Annotated in this window: 13 protein-coding genes; 9 read left to right on the top strand and 4 right to left on the bottom strand. The window is 68.4% G+C overall.

From position 1 onward, the window contains the following. The first annotated feature begins 52 nt into the window (after positions 1 to 52). The 4 genes from ACTXG5_RS26575 (at position 53) to nudC (ending at position 8,560) form a co-directional block, all read left to right on the top strand. A complete protein-coding gene (locus tag ACTXG5_RS26575) occupies positions 53 to 3,187 on the top strand; it encodes an ATP-dependent helicase (protein ID WP_445161619.1) in 3,135 nt (1,044 codons plus the stop codon). Then, positions 3,184 to 6,477, top strand: a complete 3,294-nt coding sequence (locus tag ACTXG5_RS26570; RefSeq protein WP_445161618.1) for an ATP-dependent helicase — start codon at positions 3,184 to 3,186, stop codon at positions 6,475 to 6,477. Before ACTXG5_RS26575 ends, ACTXG5_RS26570 begins: the two co-directional genes overlap by 4 nt. Positions 6,478 to 6,581: 104 nt before the next feature. Further along, positions 6,582 to 7,637, top strand: a complete 1,056-nt coding sequence (locus ACTXG5_RS26565) for a potassium channel family protein (RefSeq protein ID WP_445164608.1) — start codon at positions 6,582 to 6,584, stop codon at positions 7,635 to 7,637. Further along, complete coding sequence (nudC, locus tag ACTXG5_RS26560; protein WP_445161617.1) at positions 7,637 to 8,560, top strand: NAD(+) diphosphatase; 924 nt, start codon at positions 7,637 to 7,639, stop codon at positions 8,558 to 8,560. Before ACTXG5_RS26565 ends, nudC begins: the two co-directional genes overlap by 1 nt. 44 nt (positions 8,561 to 8,604) lie before the next feature. Here nudC and mrx1 read toward each other — a convergent pair whose 3' ends face one another. After that, a complete protein-coding gene (gene mrx1 / locus ACTXG5_RS26555) occupies positions 8,605 to 8,859 on the bottom strand; it encodes a mycoredoxin Mrx1 (RefSeq protein WP_445161616.1) in 255 nt (84 codons plus the stop codon). 126 nt (positions 8,860 to 8,985) lie between these two features. On the opposite strand from mrx1, the gene ACTXG5_RS26550 reads away from it, so the two are divergent. The 3 genes from ACTXG5_RS26550 (at position 8,986) to ACTXG5_RS26540 (ending at position 11,767) form a co-directional block, all read left to right on the top strand. Beyond that, a complete protein-coding gene (locus ACTXG5_RS26550; protein WP_445161615.1) occupies positions 8,986 to 11,082 on the top strand; it encodes an ATP-dependent DNA helicase UvrD2 in 2,097 nt (698 codons plus the stop codon). A 120-nt stretch (positions 11,083 to 11,202) separates the two neighbouring features. Continuing rightward, positions 11,203 to 11,355, top strand: a complete 153-nt coding sequence (locus tag ACTXG5_RS26545) for a hypothetical protein (RefSeq protein ID WP_445161614.1) — start codon at positions 11,203 to 11,205, stop codon at positions 11,353 to 11,355. A 142-nt stretch (positions 11,356 to 11,497) separates the two neighbouring features. Beyond that, positions 11,498 to 11,767: a WhiB family transcriptional regulator gene (locus ACTXG5_RS26540; RefSeq protein WP_445161613.1), complete on the top strand. Its 270-nt coding sequence runs from the start codon at positions 11,498 to 11,500 to the stop codon at positions 11,765 to 11,767. On the opposite strand, the gene ACTXG5_RS26535 is transcribed toward ACTXG5_RS26540, so the two are convergent. Then, positions 11,764 to 13,107, bottom strand: coding sequence for a macrolide-binding ATPase MABP-1 (locus ACTXG5_RS26535; RefSeq protein WP_445161612.1), 1,344 nt, complete (start codon positions 13,105 to 13,107; stop codon positions 11,764 to 11,766). The genes ACTXG5_RS26540 and ACTXG5_RS26535 overlap by 4 nt on opposite strands. 68 nt (positions 13,108 to 13,175) lie before the next feature. Further along, positions 13,176 to 14,036 carry a cyclodehydratase gene (locus ACTXG5_RS26530; RefSeq protein WP_445161611.1) on the bottom strand — a complete coding sequence of 287 codons (861 nt, stop codon included), beginning with the start codon at positions 14,034 to 14,036 and terminating at the stop codon, positions 13,176 to 13,178. A 187-nt stretch (positions 14,037 to 14,223) separates the two neighbouring features. Here ACTXG5_RS26530 and ACTXG5_RS26525 point away from each other — a divergent pair, with 187 nt between their 5' ends. Continuing rightward, entirely contained in the window at positions 14,224 to 14,994 is a 771-nt protein-coding gene (locus ACTXG5_RS26525) for a C39 family peptidase (protein WP_445161610.1), read from the top strand. Here ACTXG5_RS26525 and ACTXG5_RS26520 read toward each other — a convergent pair. After that, complete coding sequence (locus ACTXG5_RS26520) at positions 14,991 to 16,379, bottom strand: zinc-dependent metalloprotease (RefSeq protein ID WP_445161609.1); 1,389 nt, start codon at positions 16,377 to 16,379, stop codon at positions 14,991 to 14,993. The two genes, ACTXG5_RS26525 and ACTXG5_RS26520, sit on opposite strands and share 4 nt — an antisense overlap. Positions 16,380 to 16,457: 78 nt before the next feature. On the opposite strand from ACTXG5_RS26520, the gene ACTXG5_RS26515 reads away from it, so the two are divergent. Next, positions 16,458 to 17,480: a YlbL family protein gene (locus tag ACTXG5_RS26515; protein ID WP_445161608.1), complete on the top strand. Its 1,023-nt coding sequence runs from the start codon at positions 16,458 to 16,460 to the stop codon at positions 17,478 to 17,480. Positions 17,481 to 17,528: the final 48 nt, after the last annotated feature.

Below are 17,528 nucleotides of genomic sequence, written 5' to 3'. Positions count from 1 at the left end.
CCGCCGGTCCTAGCCGGACCGACTTGTCAGACCCTCGTGATGTCATGCCCGTATGTCGTTGACCTGGGGTGCCGAGGCGGGTGCTGTTCTGGCGCCGGGTGCACGCGGCCTGATGCGTATCCTCGGCGGCCCGGGCACCGGGAAGAGCAGCCTGCTGGTCGATGCCGCTGTCGCTCAGGTCGACGCGGGTGTGGACCCGGAATCGGTTCTGCTGCTTACCGGTTCGGGCCGGATCGGGATGCGGGAGCGCAGCGCGTTGACGATGGCATTGCTGCGGGCGCGCGGCACCGGCCCGTGCCGGTCCGCGATCCGCGAGCCGTTGGTGCGCAGCGTGCACAGCTACGCCTATGCGGTCTTGCGACGCGCGGCCCAGCGCGCCGGCGACGCGCCGCCGCGACTGGTCACCAGCGCCGAACAGGACGCCATCATCCGGGAGCTGCTGGCCGGCGATCTCGAAGACGCCGGCAGCACCGCATGGCCGCCGCATCTGCGGCCTGCCCTGAGCACCGCGGGCTTCGCCACCGAGCTGCGAAATCTGTTGGCGCGCTGCGCGGAACGCGGTGTGGATCCGCAGGATCTGCAGCGGCTCGGCCGTCGGTGCCGGCGACCGGAATGGGCCGCGGCGGGTCGATTTGCGCAACAGTACGAGCAGGTGATGTTGCTGCGCGCGGCGGTCGGGACCGCGGCGCCGCAGGCGACGACGCCGACGCTGGGCGCCGCCGAACTCGTGGGCGCCGCGTTGGAGGCGTTCGCGGTCGATCCTGAGCTGCTGACCGCCGAGCGCGCCCGGGTCCGGGTCTTGTTGATCGACGACGCCCAGCAGCTTGACCCGCAGGCCGCCCGCCTGGTCCGGGTGTTGGCCGCTGGAAGCGAACTGGCGCTGGTCGCCGGGGACCCCAACCAGGCGGTGTTCGGGTTCCGAGGCGGTGAGCCGGCCGGGCTGTTGCACGGCGATACACCGTCGGTGACGCTGACGGCCTCGCACCGGTGTGCGCCTGCGGTGGCGCGCGCGGTCAGTGGCATCGCGCAACGGCTCCCGGGCAGCAGCAACGGCAGGCAGATCGACGGCACCGGCGCCGACGATGGATCGGTCACGGTTCGCCTGGCGGCGTCGGCGCATGCGGAGGCGGCGATGATCGCCGACACGCTGCGGCGTGCGCACCTCGTCGATAAGGTGCCGTGGTCGCAGATGGCGGTGATCGTGCGGTCGGTGCCGCGAGCCGGGGCGCGGTTGCCGCGAGCGTTGGCGGCCGCGGGGGTACCGGTGGCCGCGCCCGCGGTCAACGGGTCGTTGGCCGAGGAGCCCGCGGTCCAGGCCATGCTCACGGTGCTGGCGGCAACCGCCGAGGGGCTCGACGGCGACCAGGCGCTGGCACTGCTGACCGGGCCCATCGGCTGCGTCGACCCGGTCTCGCTGCGGCAGCTGCGCCGGACGCTGATGCGCGCCAAACCCGCCGATGCGGCAGCCAGTTTCGGGGATCTGGTGGTGGCCGCGCTGGGGGCCGGGGCGCCGTCGTCCTCGCGGTCTCGCCCGCTGCAGCGGGTGCGCGCGGTGCTGGACGCGGCCGCGCGCTGCCACCGCGGCGGCCAAGATCCGCGCTACACGCTATGGGCGGCGTGGCACCGATCCGGTTTGCAGCGTCGCTGGTTGGCGGCCAGCGAGCGCGGCGGCACCGCCGGCGCCCACGCCGCCAGGGACTTGGAGGCGGTGACCGCGTTGTTCGACGTCACCGACCAGTACGTGTCGCGCACACCCGGCGCGTCATTAGGCGGTCTGATCGAACACGTTGTGGCGCTGCAGGTGCCGAGGGCCAACACTGAGCCGGCGTCGACGGCCGAACAGGTCAGGGTACTCAGCGCACACGCCGCGCTGGGACACGAATGGGACGTGGTGGTCATCGCCGGCTTGCAGGATGGCTTGTGGCCCAACACCGTTCCGCGCGGCGGTGTATTGGGCACGCAGCGACTGCTCGACGTCATTGACGGCATCTGCGCCGACGCATCGGTGCGTGCGCCGCTGCTGGCCGAGGAGCGCAGGCTGCTGGTGGCCGCGATGGGCCGGGCCCGGCGCCGACTGCTGATTACCGCCGTCGACAGCGACACCGGCGGCGCCGACCTGGAGGCTGCATTGCCATCGGCGTTCTTTTTCGAGGTCGCGCAGTGGGCCAATGATGACAATGACCATGTCGCGGCGCAGCCGGTTTCAGCGCCTCGGGTGCTCTCGACGTCCGCGCTGGTCGGTCGGTTACGCGGTGTCGTCTGCGCACCGGACGGCGCCGTCGAATATGCCGCTCGCCATTGTGCGGCAACGCAATTGGCCCGGCTGGCCGGCGCCGGTGTGCCGGGTGCCGACCCGGCCGGTTGGCACGGTCTGACCGCGGTCAGCACCAGCGATCCGCTTTGCCACAGCGGCGATCCCGTCACATTGACGCCATCGACTCTGCAGACCCTCAACGACTGCCCGCTGCGCTGGCTCGTCGAACGGCACGGCGGAACCAACCCGCGTGAGCTGCGGTCCACGATCGGCTCGGTGCTGCACGCCCTGATCGCCGAACCGGGCAAAAGCGAAGCACAACTGTTGGTCGAGCTGGATCGGGCCTGGGAACACCTGCCTTTCGATGCCCGCTGGCATTCGGCCAACGAGCTGACCCGCCACCGCGCCATGATCGAGGCGTTCGTCGAGTGGCGTGCGCAAACGCGAGGCGAGTTGAGGGAGGTCGGTGTCGAGGTCGACGTCGACGGAGTCCTTGGGACGGCGCGCGATGCCGGTGGCCAAGTTCGCTTGCGCGGCCGAGTCGACCGGCTGGAACGCGACGGAGCCGGCCGGCTGGTGATCGTCGACGTCAAAACCGGGAAAACGCCGGTCAGCAAGGACGATGCCCAACAGCACGCGCAGCTGGCGATGTACCAGCTGGCGGTGGCCGAAGGTCTTGTGCCCGAAGGAGCGCCCGATATGGAGCCCGGCGGCGCGCGGCTGGTCTACATCGGCAAGAGCGGGGCGGCGGGCGCGACCGTGCGTGAGCAGGATCCACTGACCCCGGCCGCCCGGGACGAATGGCGCGATCTGGTCATGCGGGCGGCCGAGGCGACAGCCGGTCCGCAGTTCGTCGCCCGGCGCAACGAAGGCTGCGCGCACTGCCCGATACGGAAGTGGTGCCCGGCCCACATAGAAGGAACAGCGCTATGACCCCGGAACCGCGCTACACCCCGCACGAATTGGCTGGTGCGCTAGGGCTTTTCCCGCCCACCGCTGAGCAGGCCGCCGTTATTGCCGCGCCGCCGGGTCCGCTCGTCGTCATTGCGGGGGCGGGTGCGGGCAAAACCGAGACGATGGCCGCGCGCGTGGTGTGGCTGATCGCCAACGGATACGCCGAGCCCGGCCAGGTGCTGGGACTGACGTTCACCCGCAAGGCCGCCGGACAACTGATGCGCCGGGTCCGCTCCCGACTGGCCCGGTTGGCCGGCGTTGGCTTGGGCGCGACCGGCCCGGTCGAATCGGCGGGCACCCCGATGGTCAGCACCTATCACGCGTTCGCCGGCTCACTCCTGCGTGACTACGGGCTGCTGCTGCCCGTCGAACCGGACACCCGGTTGCTCAGCGAGACCGAGCTGTGGCAGCTGGCCTTCGACGTGGTCAACGGATACGACGGGCAGCTGCGTACCGACAAGACGCCGGCCGCGATCACCTCGATGGTGCTGCGGCTGTGGGGCCAGCTCACTGAGCACCTGGTCGACACCGGCCAGCTCCGCGATACCCACCTGGAGCTGGAGCGGTTGGTGCACGCTCTGCCCGCCGGTCCTTACCAACGCGACCGTGGTCCGAGCCAATGGTTACTGCGGCTGCTGGCCGCCCAGACCGAGCGCGCCGAGCTGGTGCCGTTGCTCGACGCGTTGCAGGAGCGCATGCGCACCGCGAAGGTCATGGACTTCGGCGTGCAGATGGCTTCGGCGGCACGGCTTGCCGCAACTTTCCCGCAGGTCGGTGCGGACCTACGAAATCGCTACCGGGTGGTGCTGCTCGACGAATACCAGGACACCGGTCACGCCCAGCGAGTCGCGTTGTCGGCACTGTTCGGCGGGGGCATCGACGACGGGCTTGCGCTGACGGCCGTCGGCGACCCGATCCAGTCGATCTACGGCTGGCGCGGCGCCTCGGCAACCAACCTGCCCCGGTTCACCACCGACTTCCCTCGATCCGACGGCACCCCCGCGCCCGTCCTGGAGCTGCGCACCAGCTGGCGCAACCCACCCAGCACACTGCACATCGCCAACGCCATATCGGCGGAGGCGCGACGCCGATCCGTGGCCGTGCACGCGTTGCGGCCCCGCCCGGACGCCCCACCCGGCACCGTCCGCGCCGCGCTGCTTGCTGACGCACAGGCCGAACGCGAGTGGATCGCCGACCATGTGGACGAGCAGTACCAGCGGGCTCGAGCCGACGGTGTGAGCCCGCCGACCGCCGCGGTGCTGGTGCGCCGCAACGCCGATGCCGCACCCATCGCCGCTGCGCTTCGCGAGCGCGGAATCCCGGTCGAGGTCGTCGGGTTGGCCGGCCTGCTGTCCATCCCGGAGGTAGCCGAACTGGTGGCCATGCTGCGCCTGGTCGCCGACCCCACGGCCGGCGCGGCGGCGATGCGAGTTCTGACCGGTCCGCGGTGGCGTCTGGGTGGCCGCGATATCGCCGCGCTCTGGCGGCGCGCAGCCGCCCATGGCGTGCCACGCTCGGCTGAGGCGTCCTCGGCCCAGGCGATCGCGATGTCGGCCGGTCCCTCCAACTTAGAAGCCGACGCGGCGTGCCTGGCCGACGCGATCGACGATCCCGGTCCGGCCGCCTCGTATTCGGTTGCGGGATATCAACGCATCACCGCGTTGGCCGCCGAGCTGAGCGCCTTGCGCGGCCATCTCGGTCATTCGCTACCCGATCTGGTCGCCGAGGTGCGACGCGTGCTGGGGGTCGACTGCGAAGTCCGCGCCGCGGCGGGCCACCGGGGTTGGGCCGGCGCCGAACACCTCGACGCCTTCGCCGACGTGGTCGCCGGCTACGCGGAACGAACACGCGCGACGGACCTGTCCGCCGCGGCCTCGGTCCTGGGTCTGCTGGCCTACCTGGACGCGGCCGAGATCGTCGAAAACGGCTTGGCGCCTTACCCATTAGCGGTCGCGCGGGATCGGGTCCAGGTGCTCACCGTGCACTCCGCGAAGGGTCTGGAGTGGCAAGTGGTCGCGGTGGCCCACCTGTCCGGCGGAACATTTCCGTCGACCGCGTCGCGCAGCAGCTGGCTGACCGATGCCGCCGAGCTGCCGCCGCTGCTGCGCGGCGATCGGGCGTCAGCGGGCTCACTGGGCATCCCGGTATTGGACCTCTCGGACGTCACCAACCGAAAGCAGCTGTCGGACAAGATCTCCGAACATCGGCGCCAGCTGGATCAGCGGCGCATCGACGAAGAGCGCCGGCTGTTGTATGTCGGCATCACCCGGGCCGAGGACACGCTGCTGGTCTCCGGTCATCACTGGGGTCCCACCGGGATCAAACCGCGCGGGCCGTCGGACTTCCTGTGCGAACTCAAGGACGTCATCGACCGGTCGGCCGCGGCCGGTGCTCCCTGCGGACTGGTGGAACAGTGGGCTCCCGCGCCCGCCGACGGTGAACGAAACCCAATGCGCGACGACGTTATCGAAGCGGTTTGGCCTACCGATCCGCTGGCCGGGCGCCGCGCTGAAGTCGAGCGTGGGGCAGCGCTGGTGGCCGGGGCGATGGCGGCGGACCTGACGGAAGAACGGGTCGACGTTGACGGCTGGGCCGCCGACGTGGACGCGCTACTGAGCGAGCGTGCTCGCTCCGAACGTCGGGTCGCCCGGGCCCTGCCCAGCCAGCTGTCGGTCAGCGGGCTGGTGGACCTGGCCCGCGATCCCGAGGGGGCGGTGCAGCGATTGGCGCGTCGCCTGCCGACTCGACCGGATCCACATGCATTGCTGGGCAATGCCTTTCACTCCTGGGTGCAACAGTTCTACGGAACCGAGTGGCTTTTCGACCTTGGCGACCTGCCGGGTGCGGCGGACGCCGACCTCGGCCACACCGAAGAATTGGCCGCGCTGCAGGCGGCATTCACCCGATCGCCGTGGGCGGCCCGCACACCGCTTGCCGTGGAGGTCCCCTTCGAGATGCCCATCGGCGACACCGTGGTGCGCGGGCGCATCGACGCGGTCTTCGCCGAACCCGACGGCGGCGCCACCGTGGTGGACTGGAAAACGGGCGAACCTCCGCGCGGGCCGGAGGCGATGCGACAGGCCGCCGTCCAGCTCGCCGTCTACCGCTTGGCGTGGGCGGCTTTGTCCGGATGCCCGCGATCCTCGGTGGGGACCGCGTTCCATTACGTGCGCACCGGACTCACCGTTGTGCCCGACGAGCTGCCCGATCCCACCGAGCTGGCCGGGATGCTGGCTGACTCCGAGGACGAGCGACAGGTCGCCGTCTGAGCCGATCAAGTGTCTGCCGGCCCGCGATCGTGGTTACATTTGAATCGTGCGTGTGGCGTGCGGTGGTGTTCGGCCGATAACGGACCGCTGTGCCCAAGAGTAGGTTGCGAGGGCTGCGGAGTCTCGACGAGAGACTGACCGCTCAGCCCGGTCACCTGCTGGTCGGCGTGTTGCGCATCCCCGAAGACCCCGGCAGCCCGGCCCGGGTCATCACCCGCAGGCTGATCATCGCGCTGCTGGTCTTGTTCGGCGCCGCCTTGGTCGTCTACCTGGACCGTGCCGGCTATCGCGACGTGCGGGGCGACCGGCTGACGTTCCTGGACTGCCTCTACTTCTCGGCGGTGTCGTTGTCGACGACCGGGTACGGCGACATCACGCCGTACAGCGAGGCGGCGCGCCTGGTCAACACGGTCGTCTTCACCCCGTTGCGGATTGCGTTCCTGGTCGTGTTGGTCGGCACGACGCTCGAGGTGCTTTCCGAGCGGTCCCGGCAAGGGTGGAAGATTCAGCGTTGGAGGAACAAAGTGCGGAACCACACCGTCGTGATCGGCTACGGCACCAAGGGGAAACGGGCTGTGGCAACCATTGTCAGCGACGAGTCCGCTGGGGGCGAAGTCGTCGTCGTCGACACCGATCGCGGTGCCCTCGAGCACGCCGCGACCGCCGGTCTGGTCACCGTGCACGGTGACGCCACCAAATCCGACGTATTGCGGTTGGCCGGTGCTCAGCACGCATCGTCGATCATCGTTGCCACCAACCGTGACGACACCGCCGTGCTGGTGACGCTGACGGCGCGAGAGATCGCGCCCAAGGCCAAAATTGTGGCCGCCATCCGGGAGGCCGAGAATTCGCATCTGCTGCAGCAGTCGGGCGCGGACTCGGTGGTGGTTTCCTCCGAGACCGCGGGCCGGCTGCTCGGTCTTGCCACCACCACGCCCACCGTCGTGGAGATGATCGAGGACCTGCTGACTCCGGACGCCGGGCTGGCCATCGCGGAACGCGAAGTCGAGCAGAGCGAGGTCGGCGGATCCCCGCGACACCTGCGCGACATCGTGCTCGGCGTGGTGCGTGACGGACATCTGATTCGCATCGGTGCACCCGAAGTGGACGCCATCGAGGCCACCGACCGGCTGCTCTACATTCGAGACTCGGGGCACTAGTGGACTTTCAACTGAGCAGCGTCCCGTTACTCTCGCGCGTCGGGGCGGACCGGGCCGATCAATTGCGCACCGATGTCGACGCAGCCACCGAGGGATGGGCGGATGCGGCGCTGCTGCGCGTGGATTCGCGCAACCAGGTGTTGGTCGCCAACGGACGCGTGGTGCTGGGCGCGGCAGCCGGAGTCGGCGATAAGCCACCGACGGACGCGGTATTCCTCGGCCGCATCGAGAACGATCAGCATGTTTGGGCCATCCGGGGCGCGCTGCGAGCACCCGAAGACCCCGACGTCCAAACCGAAGTGGTGAATCTGCGCAGTCTCGGCCCGATCTTCGACGACACCAGCAGCCAACTGGTGTCGTCGGCTGTCGCGCTGCTGAATTGGCATGACAGGGCGCGGTTCAGCGCGGTGGACGGGTCGCCGACGAAACCGGCCAGGGCGGGCTGGTCACGCATCACCCCGGCCACGGGCCATGAGGAGTTCCCGCGCATCGACCCGGCGGTCATCTGCCTGGTGCACGACGGCGGTGACCGTGCGGTGCTGGCCCGCCAGGCGGTGTGGCCCGAGCGGATGTTCTCCTTGCTGGCCGGATTCGTCGAAGCCGGAGAGTCTTTCGAGGTCTGCGTAGTCCGGGAGATTCGCGAGGAAATCGGCCTGACCGTGCGCGACGTTCGCTACCTGGGCAGCCAGCCGTGGCCTTTTCCGCGATCGCTGATGGTCGGTTTCCATGCGCTGGGCGATCCCGACGAGGAGTTTGCTTTCAACGACGGCGAGATCGCGGAGGCGGGTTGGTTCACTCGCGACGAGGTGCGCGCAGCACTTGAGGTCGGCGATTGGACCAGTTCCTCGGAGTCGAAACTGCTACTGCCCGGGTCGATTTCGATCGCGAGGGTGATCATCGAATCCTGGGCCGCACTCGGCTGAGGCGCTAAGACCGACCACGCCGACCGACACGATCAGCGCCCGATTCAGCCGGCGACCTGAGCCAGCTTCGCTTTCACTTCCGCAGCGCTCGGGTTCGTCAGCGTCGACCCGTCGGCGAACTTGACCGTCGGCACAGTCTTGTTGCCACCGTTGACCGCGCCGACGAATTCCGCGGCCGCTGCGTCGTGTTCGATGTCGACCGCTTCGTAGGGGATTCCGTTGGACTTGAGCACGGTCATGAGCCGGTGGCAGTAGCCACACCATGACGTCGTGTAAACGGTAAGTGGAGCGTTGCTCATAACTCGATAACGTAGCCCGGCGATGATGCGTTCCGCACGGGGACCACCGGGTGCGGGGCAGGGAAGGCGCAGGTTCGGCGTGGCGAAACGCCCGGTTTGTCGGCCACCGCTGCCAAGATGGACGACATGCCGATGGTCGCCGACCCTTTGACCGCCGGACTGGACGACGAACAGCGCGAGGCGGTGCTGGCACCGCGCGGACCAGTTTGTGTACTTGCGGGAGCCGGAACGGGCAAGACCCGCACCATTACTCACCGCATCGCCCAGCTGGTGGCGAGCGGCCATGTCGCCGCGGGGCAGGTGCTTGCGGTCACGTTCACCCAGCGTGCGGCGGGGGAGATGCGGTCCCGATTGCGGACGCTGGACGCCGCCGCGCAGGCCGGGTCGGGTGTCGGCGCCGTGCAGGCCCTGACCTTTCACTCGGCCGCGCATCGCCAGTTGCGCTATTTCTGGCCGCGGGTGGTCGGTGACACCGGCTGGCAACTGCTGGACAGCAAGTTCGCTGTCGTGGCCAGGGCGGCCAGCCGCATCCGGCTGAATGTCGGCACCGACGACGTGCGCGACCTGGCCGGCGAGATCGAGTGGGCCAAGGCATCGCTGATCAGCCCAGAGGCATATTCGGGCGCCGTCGCCGCCGTGGGTCGTGACATCCCGCTGGACGCCACGAAAATCGCCGACGTCTACGCCGCCTACGAGGCCCTCAAGGTTCGCGACGAAACGGTGACGCTGCTCGACTTCGATGACCTGCTGCTGCACACCGCGGCCGCGATCGAGAACGACGCCGCGGTCGCCGAGGAGTTTCGCGACCGCTACCGCTGCTTTGTCGTCGACGAGTACCAGGACGTCACCCCATTGCAGCAGCGGGTGCTGTCGGCGTGGCTGGGCGATCGTGACGACCTGACGGTTGTCGGCGACGCCAACCAGACCATCTACTCGTTCACCGGGGCCTCACCCCGGTTCCTGCTCGACTTTTCGCGGCAGTTTCCGGACGCCACGGTGGTGCGCCTGGAGCGCGACTACCGCTCCACGCCGCAGGTCGTGTCGCTGGCCAACCAGGTGATCGCCGCGGCGCGCGGCCGGGTCGCGGGCAGCAAGCTGCAGCTGTCCGGCCAGCGTCCGCCCGGTCCGGCGCCATCGTTTCGCGAGCATTCCGACGAAACCGTGGAGGCGGCCGCGGTGGCCAAGTCGATCGCGGGGCTGATCGAATCCGGCACCGCGCCATCCGAAATCGCGGTGCTCTACCGCGTCAACGCCCAGTCCGAGATCTACGAGGAAGCATTGACCGAGGCGGGCATCGCCTACCAGGTCCGCGGTGGCGAAGGTTTCTTCAACCGTCAGGAGATCAAGCAGGCGATGGTGGCCCTGCGGCGCGCTGCCGAGCGCGCCGCCGAGGGCCCATTGCCCGAGGTGGTCCGCGCGGTCCTGGAACCGCTGGGTCTGACGCCCGAGGAACCCGTCGGCACCCGGGCCCGGGAGCGCTGGGAGGCGCTGACCGCGTTGGCCGAGCTGGTGGACGACGAAGTGGCGCAGCGCCCGCAGCTGGACCTGCCGGGTCTGGTGGCCGAATTGCGGATCCGGGCCGACGCGCGGCACGCGCCGGTGGTGCGGGGCGTCACCCTGGCTTCGTTGCACGCCGCCAAGGGTCTGGAATGGGATGCGGTGTTCCTGGTTGGATTGGCCGACGGCACCCTACCCATCTCGCACGCACTGGCGCACGGCGCGGAGAGTGAGCCGGTCGAGGAAGAGCGTCGACTGCTCTACGTCGGAATCACCAGGGCACGAGTGCATTTGGCGCTCAGCTGGGCGCTGTCGCGCAGCCCGGGCGGACGGCAGAGCCGCAAGCCGTCGCGGTTCCTCAACGGCATTGCGCCGCAGGCGCGGGCCGATGCTGCGCCGAGCAAGTCCCGGCGTAATAAGGGCCCCACCCGCTGCCGGATCTGCAACAAGGACCTGAACACCCCGACCGCCGTCATGCTGCGGCGGTGTGAGACGTGTGCCGCCAACGTCGACGAGGAGTTGTTGTTGCGGCTCAAGGCGTGGCGGTTGGACGTCTCCAAGGAGCAGAAGGTGCCCGCCTTTGTCGTCTTCACCGACAACACACTGATCGCGATCGCCGAGCTGCTGCCCGACGACGAGGCGGCGTTGGTCGCGATACCGGGCATCGGCGCGCGCAAGCTTGAGCAGTACGGGCCGGACGTCTTGGAGCTCGTGCGCGGCCGTTGACGGCAAACGCGCAGGTCAGAAAATCAGTTGTCAGAGCCGTCGGCTAACATTTATTCTCGGATACGCATTCTGCTGCCGGCGCAACGCCGGCACACGTACTGGCGCGAGGAGGTGGCCACGATGATCAACGACACGTTCGAGGTAGGCGTGGCCGGCGCGGTGCTGACTGCGGGGATCTCCCATGCCGCCCACACCGCCGCTACGCCGGCGGCCGCGCTTAAGCATCGCGCCGCCGCCGCGGCTGACGCGTCCGTGGATTGGGGTCTTACCTAACTACCCCGCTTACACCACATGGCCACGGACCCGAAGTCACAAGGATCCGTGGCCATAGTTTTTGGGTCGGCAGTTTTCAAAGCCCGCAACCTGGTCCGGATCACCGAAGAAGGACACCAACCAGGAAGCAGGTGAGCAGGACATGTCGGCACTGACAGTCCCCAGACAACCGCCGCCGGTGTTGCCATGTCACGCCGGCGATCCCGACCTATGGTTCGCCGAGACCCCGGCTGACCTGGAGCGCGCCAAGACGCTCTGCATGGATTGCCCGGTCCGGCGGCAATGCCTGGCGGCGGCGCTAGACCGTGCCGAACCGTGGGGTGTTTGGGGCGGCGAGATATTCGAGCGGGGTGCGATCGTGGATTACAAACGTCCGCGCGGACGTCCCCGCAAAGGTGCGGTGGCTGCCTAGAGCATCACGGGGTCGGGCTCTGCGAAGCCGGGGATCAGCTCTTCGGACAGCGCCTTGATGGGCACGTGGGCATCCAGCTGACACAGAATTGCGGCCACCGACATGATCACCCGCATCGGGATCACCAGCTTGGGCGGTAGGTCCATCTGCCGGGCCGTCCGGATCTGCGACACCGAGCGGTCGATCTCGATGCTGGACATTTTCTGCAGCCACTTACGGGTGTAGTGGAAAACCTCGACCTCGACCGGTTCGACGTATTGGCGCAGCATGTCGTCGATGTCGCGCACCGACACCTCTTGGCCTTTCTGGATGAAGCCGGCTTTTTCCATCGTTGGCAACAGCAGGTCGTAGTTCTTCTCGCGGGCCAACCGGATAGTCATCCCGAGCTCGATCGGAAAACCACCGGGCATGGGCGCGACGGCACCGAAGTCGATGACGACCATCCGACCGTCGGGCAGCAGCATGAAGTTTCCGGGGTGTGCGTCGCCGTGCAGCATCTGCAGCCGGCGTGGCGCGTCGAAGGTGAGTTCGAGGAGCCGGCTGCCGATCAGGTCGCGCTGCTCGGGCGTGCCATCGCGGATGATCTCGGCCATCGGCACGCCCTGGATCCACTCCTGGACGACCACCTTGGGTGCGCTGGCCACGACGCCCGGTACCGCGAAGTGCGGGTGGTCGCGATACGCCTTGGCGAATGCGCGCTGGTTGTCGGCCTCCAGCCGGTAATCGAGCTCCATCTCGGTGCGCTCGATCAGCTCGTTGACCACGCCCTGGATGTCGGCGCCCGGCGCGAGCTGTTTAGCCACCCCGACCATCCGCTGCATGGTCTTGAGGTCGGCGCGCAGTGCCTCGTCGGCACCCGGGTACTGGATCTTGACGGCCACGTCGCGGCCGTCGGACCACACCGCCTTGTGCACCTGGCCGATGCTGGCCGAGGCCACCGGGGTGTCGTCGAAGGAACTGAACCGATCTCGCCATTTGGTGCCCAGCTGCGCGTCGAGCACCCGGTGCACCCTGTCGGCGGGCAGCGGCGGGGCGTCCTTCTGCAGCTTCGTCAACGCTTCGCGGTACGGCTCGCCGTACTCTTCCGGAATCGCGGCTTCCAGTACCGACAGAGCCTGGCCCACCTTCATTGCTCCGCCCTTGAGCTCGCCCAAGACGGTGAACAATTGGTGGGCGGCCTTCTCCAGCAATTCGGCCTGGACGTCGTCTTTCGACTTACCGGTCAGCCGCTTACCGAAGCCCAGCGCGGACCGCGCGGCAAAGCCGACCGGAATGCTGGCCAGCTTCGCGTTGCGAGCCGCACGCCCCCGTTTGATGTCTGACACAACCCCATCATCCATGACGAAACGCCCGCGTCGGTGATGATCTAGGCAACAGTGAGCTGTGAGGACGACCGGTGGTCACGGCGTCAGCACGAACACAATGGATGTCTGGTCCATCGCCGCGTGACGATGGCCCCGGCGTTGAGGTCGAATTCCAGAGTGGCGTTCAGCGCCTGGGGTGGTCCGGGATCGGCCCCCACATCGTGCCCGCGCACCGCGGCGATCACGCGATTTACCTGGCTGAGCGCCAGTGCCGCAGTAGCCAGCAGGGTGGCCCGGTCGGCCACTCCGACGGTCTCGCGCAGTTGGGCCGCGACCGCCGGCCACGCGGCGTCGCGGTCGCTGCGGTGTAAGTCGGCGCAGCCCAGGCAGCTGGTGACGCCGGGGATGACCAGCGGCCCCACCAGCCCGGTACCGTCTCGCACCCGAACCACCAGGTGCGCGACGCCCTGGCTGTGCAGATCGCGCACCATGCGCGGATCCGCCACCAGGTAGTCGGCCAGCACCACCAGATCCACGGCGGCGCGCGACACCGCGGCATGTGGCTGGCTACTGTGCGCGATCCGCGCACCCGAACAGCGCAGCGCCTCCATCAGCAGGTCCGACAGCGGCCCGCGGCCGTGGACCCGGATCGAGGCTGCCCGGCCACCGGTCTGCCGGCATCCGCGGGCCACCACGCCGGCGCTCACCAGCTGCGTGACCAGGTGTGCCAGGCCGTCAGCGTCGCGTAATCCGTGGTCGAGGGCCTGTTGCTGTAGCTCGCGCATCGGCACAGGGGAGCGCATGCACCGCAGCAGCGTGGCCAACTCCGGCGCCGCCAGGCCACTGGGCGGGCGGATGAGTACGGCCCGGCGGGGATCCCAGCCCACCTGCACGGCGCCGTCGGGTCGCAGCAGCACCGGCAGCGCCGGGTCCAGCGCATACAGAGGAGACGCGGGCCGCGGCATGAATCCTGACTGTGCCAGGCCGCCGCGAACGGCCGGTTCAGTTATCCACAAGGCGGCCGAGGCGATAGCCAGAAGTTTGCTGGCCGCCCCGTTCGGCCGGGGACGGCCTCTAATCGTGCCCCGGGCGTTTGCTGAAGGTGCTACTTTGCTGACCAATCGATTGCCCTACTGATCTTCGCGAGGGAATATGTTCAACGCTCGGTTGGCAACCGCGGTGCGCACTGCCCTGGCGGGTGCGTGCATCGGTCTGGCCAGCATTTCGTCGATATCGGCGTGTAGCTCGGCGCCACCGTCGATGCGTGCGGCGACGACGTCACCGGCCGCCGCCACTGGCAGCATCCCCGGCAACCCGCCGTCGACGGCGAGGACGAGCACGACCGCCAGCGGCGTGTACGGCGACCCGGCGGCGGCCGCCAAGTATTGGGTGCAGCAATCGCTCGAGGACACCTGCGGGCTGGCTTCGGTGGCCGACGTGGTCGGTGAAGTCACCGGCAACGCTCCGACGGAGGAGCAGATCATCAAGCTGGCACAGAACACGCCCTCGGCGATCCGCGACGGTCCGATTTACCTCCCCACCGGCGACCCGGGCCACGAAGGGGCGAAGGGTGGCATCGACATGGCCGACACGGTCGTGCTGCTCGACCACTACGGCGTCAAATCGCATATGACCTATGACAAACACCCCGAGGAGGTGGGTCTGCCCGCGCTGGAGCAGTACCTCGGAGCCGGCCGCAAGGTCATCGCGTGGGTCAATGGCGGAACCATCTTGGGCTCCAACGACCAGCGCACCACGGCCGATCACTTACTCGTGGTCACCGGGGTCGATACCAACAACGAAACGGTTCACCTCAACGACCCCTACGCCGATAACGGCGACACGAAGGTGAGCGTCGGCACATTCATGACGGCTTGGAAAATCGGGCAGGAATCGATCGTCGTTACCGCGCCAGGCAGCTAACCGCGGTCGACAGGACCGCCGTCTGGGCCGGGGTCGTCTTGCTCGAGTCGGGCGATGGCTTCGTCGATACCGCTGGTGTCACCACCGATGATCCGGTCGATGAAGCCGGCCGGTTCGTCGAGATCCTCCGCGCCGGGTAGCAGATCAGGGTGTTGCCAGACGGCGTCGCGGGCGTCCGCACCGGCGGCCTCCGTCAGGCGCTCCCACAGCGCGGCGGCTTCGCGCAGCTTGCGCGGCCGCAACTCCAGGCCGACCAGCGTGGCGAATGTCTGCTCGGCCGGGCCCGCGCTGGCCCGCCGCCGGCGCAGTGTCTCGCTGAGCGCGGCCGCGCCCGGAATCCGGTCGCCCAGGGCGGCGGTCACCACGACCTGCACCCAGCCCTCGATCAGTGCGAGAAGTGTCTCCAGCCGTTCCAGCGCCTGGGTCTGCGCCGGTGTTGCCTTGGGCTCGAAGACGCCTTGGCCGAGCAGGTTCTCGATTGCCGCCGGGTCGGATAGTGAGGCGGGGTTGAAGTCGCGCGCCAGCTCCTCGATCCCGCTCATGTCGATCTTCATGCCCATGGCGTAGGCCTCGACGGCACCCAGCAGCTGGCTGGCCAACCAGGGAACGTGGCTGAACAGCCGGTGGTGGGCCGCCTCACGAGCCGCCAGAAACGTCATGATCTCGCTGCGGGGCTGCTCGAGACCGGAGGCAAACGCCTCCACCGCGTCCGGCATGATCGCCGCCACGCCCTTGGGTCCCAGCGGCAAACCGATGTCGGTCGACGTCAGCACCTCACGGGACAACCGGCCCAGGGCCTGGCCCAGCTGCGAGCCGAATGCCATGCCGCCCATCTGCGACATCATCGCCATGAGCGGACCGGCCATGCCCTTGGCCTCCTCGGGCAGCGAAGACGCCCACACCGTCGAGATCTGTTGGGCCATCGGGTCACACAGCCGCTTCCAGGTCGCCAGGGTGTTGTCCACCCAGTCGTTGGGGCTCCAGCCGACCGCCTTGTTGGTGCCGGCGGGCAGCGCGGTGACGCCGTTGAGCCAGGTGTCGGCGAGGTGTACCGCATCGGCGATCGCGGAGTTCGTCGTGGCCGGGATCGGGGCGACAAACCCAATCGAGCTGGACGCGACCTGGCGGGCCAGTTCGTAGTTGACGGGTCCCGACGGGTTGCCCCCCGCCGGCGTCGTGCCCGCGTTGCTGAACATCTGACCCAGCTGGGTGAAGATTTGCCCCAGGTCACCCATGTTGAAATCCCCGCCCATGCCGAATGCGCCCAGCGGGTCTGACGCGCCCGAGCCGGATTCGGGATCGTTCTTTCCGTGCTTGTCGCGCTCGGGGTCGTCTCCATGAGAGAAGCCGAAAGGCAGGTCAGCCATGACTCCAACGGTACTCACTGCCGGAACAGAAGGCCCCACCCGCCGTCACGCTTGCAGCTGAACGAGGCAGAGCGGTATCCGGTTAGGGTAAGCGGCGTGAACAGGCGGATTCTGACCTTGATGGTCGCGCTGGTGCCGATCCTGGTCTTCGGCGTGTTGCTTGCGGTGGTGACGGTGCCGTTTGTATCGCTGGGCCCCGGCCCGACTTTCGACACGCTCGGTGAGGTCGACGGCAAGCAGGTGGTCGCCATCGAAGGCACCCAAACTCACCCGACGACCGGTCATCTCAACATGACGACGGTGTCCCAGCGTGACGATCTGACCCTGGGCGAAGCCCTCACGCTGTGGTTCTCCGGACAGGAACAGCTGGTACCGCGCGACCTCATCTTCCCGCCCGGCAAGTCACGCGACGACGTCGACAAGGCCAACAACGCCGACTTCAAAGAATCCGAGGACAGCGCCGCCTATGCCGCCCTGGGCTATCTGAAATACGCGCCGGCAGTCACCGTCGCGACCGTCACCGACCCCGGCCCGTCGATGGGCAAGCTGAAGGCCGGTGACGCCATCGACGCGGTCAACGGCACCCCGGTGGTCAACGTCGAGCAGTTCACCGGATTGCTGAAGAACACCAAGCCCGACCAGGTGGTGACGATCGACTTCCGCCGCAAGAATGAGCCGGCCGGCGTCGCGCAAATCACCCTGGGCACAAACAAAGACCGCGACTACGGCTTCATGGGTGTCGCGGTGCTCGACGCGCCCTGGGCGCCGTTTTCGGTGGACTTCAACCTCGCCAATGTGGGCGGGCCCTCGGCCGGCCTGATGTTCAGCCTGGCGGTCGTCGACAAGCTCACGACCGGCGAGCTGGCCGGCTCGACGTTCATCGCGGGGACCGGAACGATTTCGTCCGACGGCAAGGTCGGCCAGATCGGTGGCATCACGCACAAGATGGTCGCCGCCCAGGAGGCCGGTGCCACGGTGTTCCTGGTGCCCGCGAAGAATTGCTACGAGGCGGCCTCGGACAATCCGCACGGCTTGCGCTTGGTCAAGGTCGAGACCCTCAACCAAGCGGTGGACGCGCTACACGCGATCCAACAAGGAGGTCAGGCACCGAGCTGTTAGCCCGCGATTCTGCGTACAGTTGTGACCGTCCAGGAAAACCGGCAACAA

The sequence above is a fragment of the Mycobacterium sp. Dal123C01 genome (assembly GCF_052566995.1).
The sequence above is the reverse complement of the archived record's forward strand: the minus strand, read 5'-3'. Positions and strand labels throughout refer to the sequence as shown.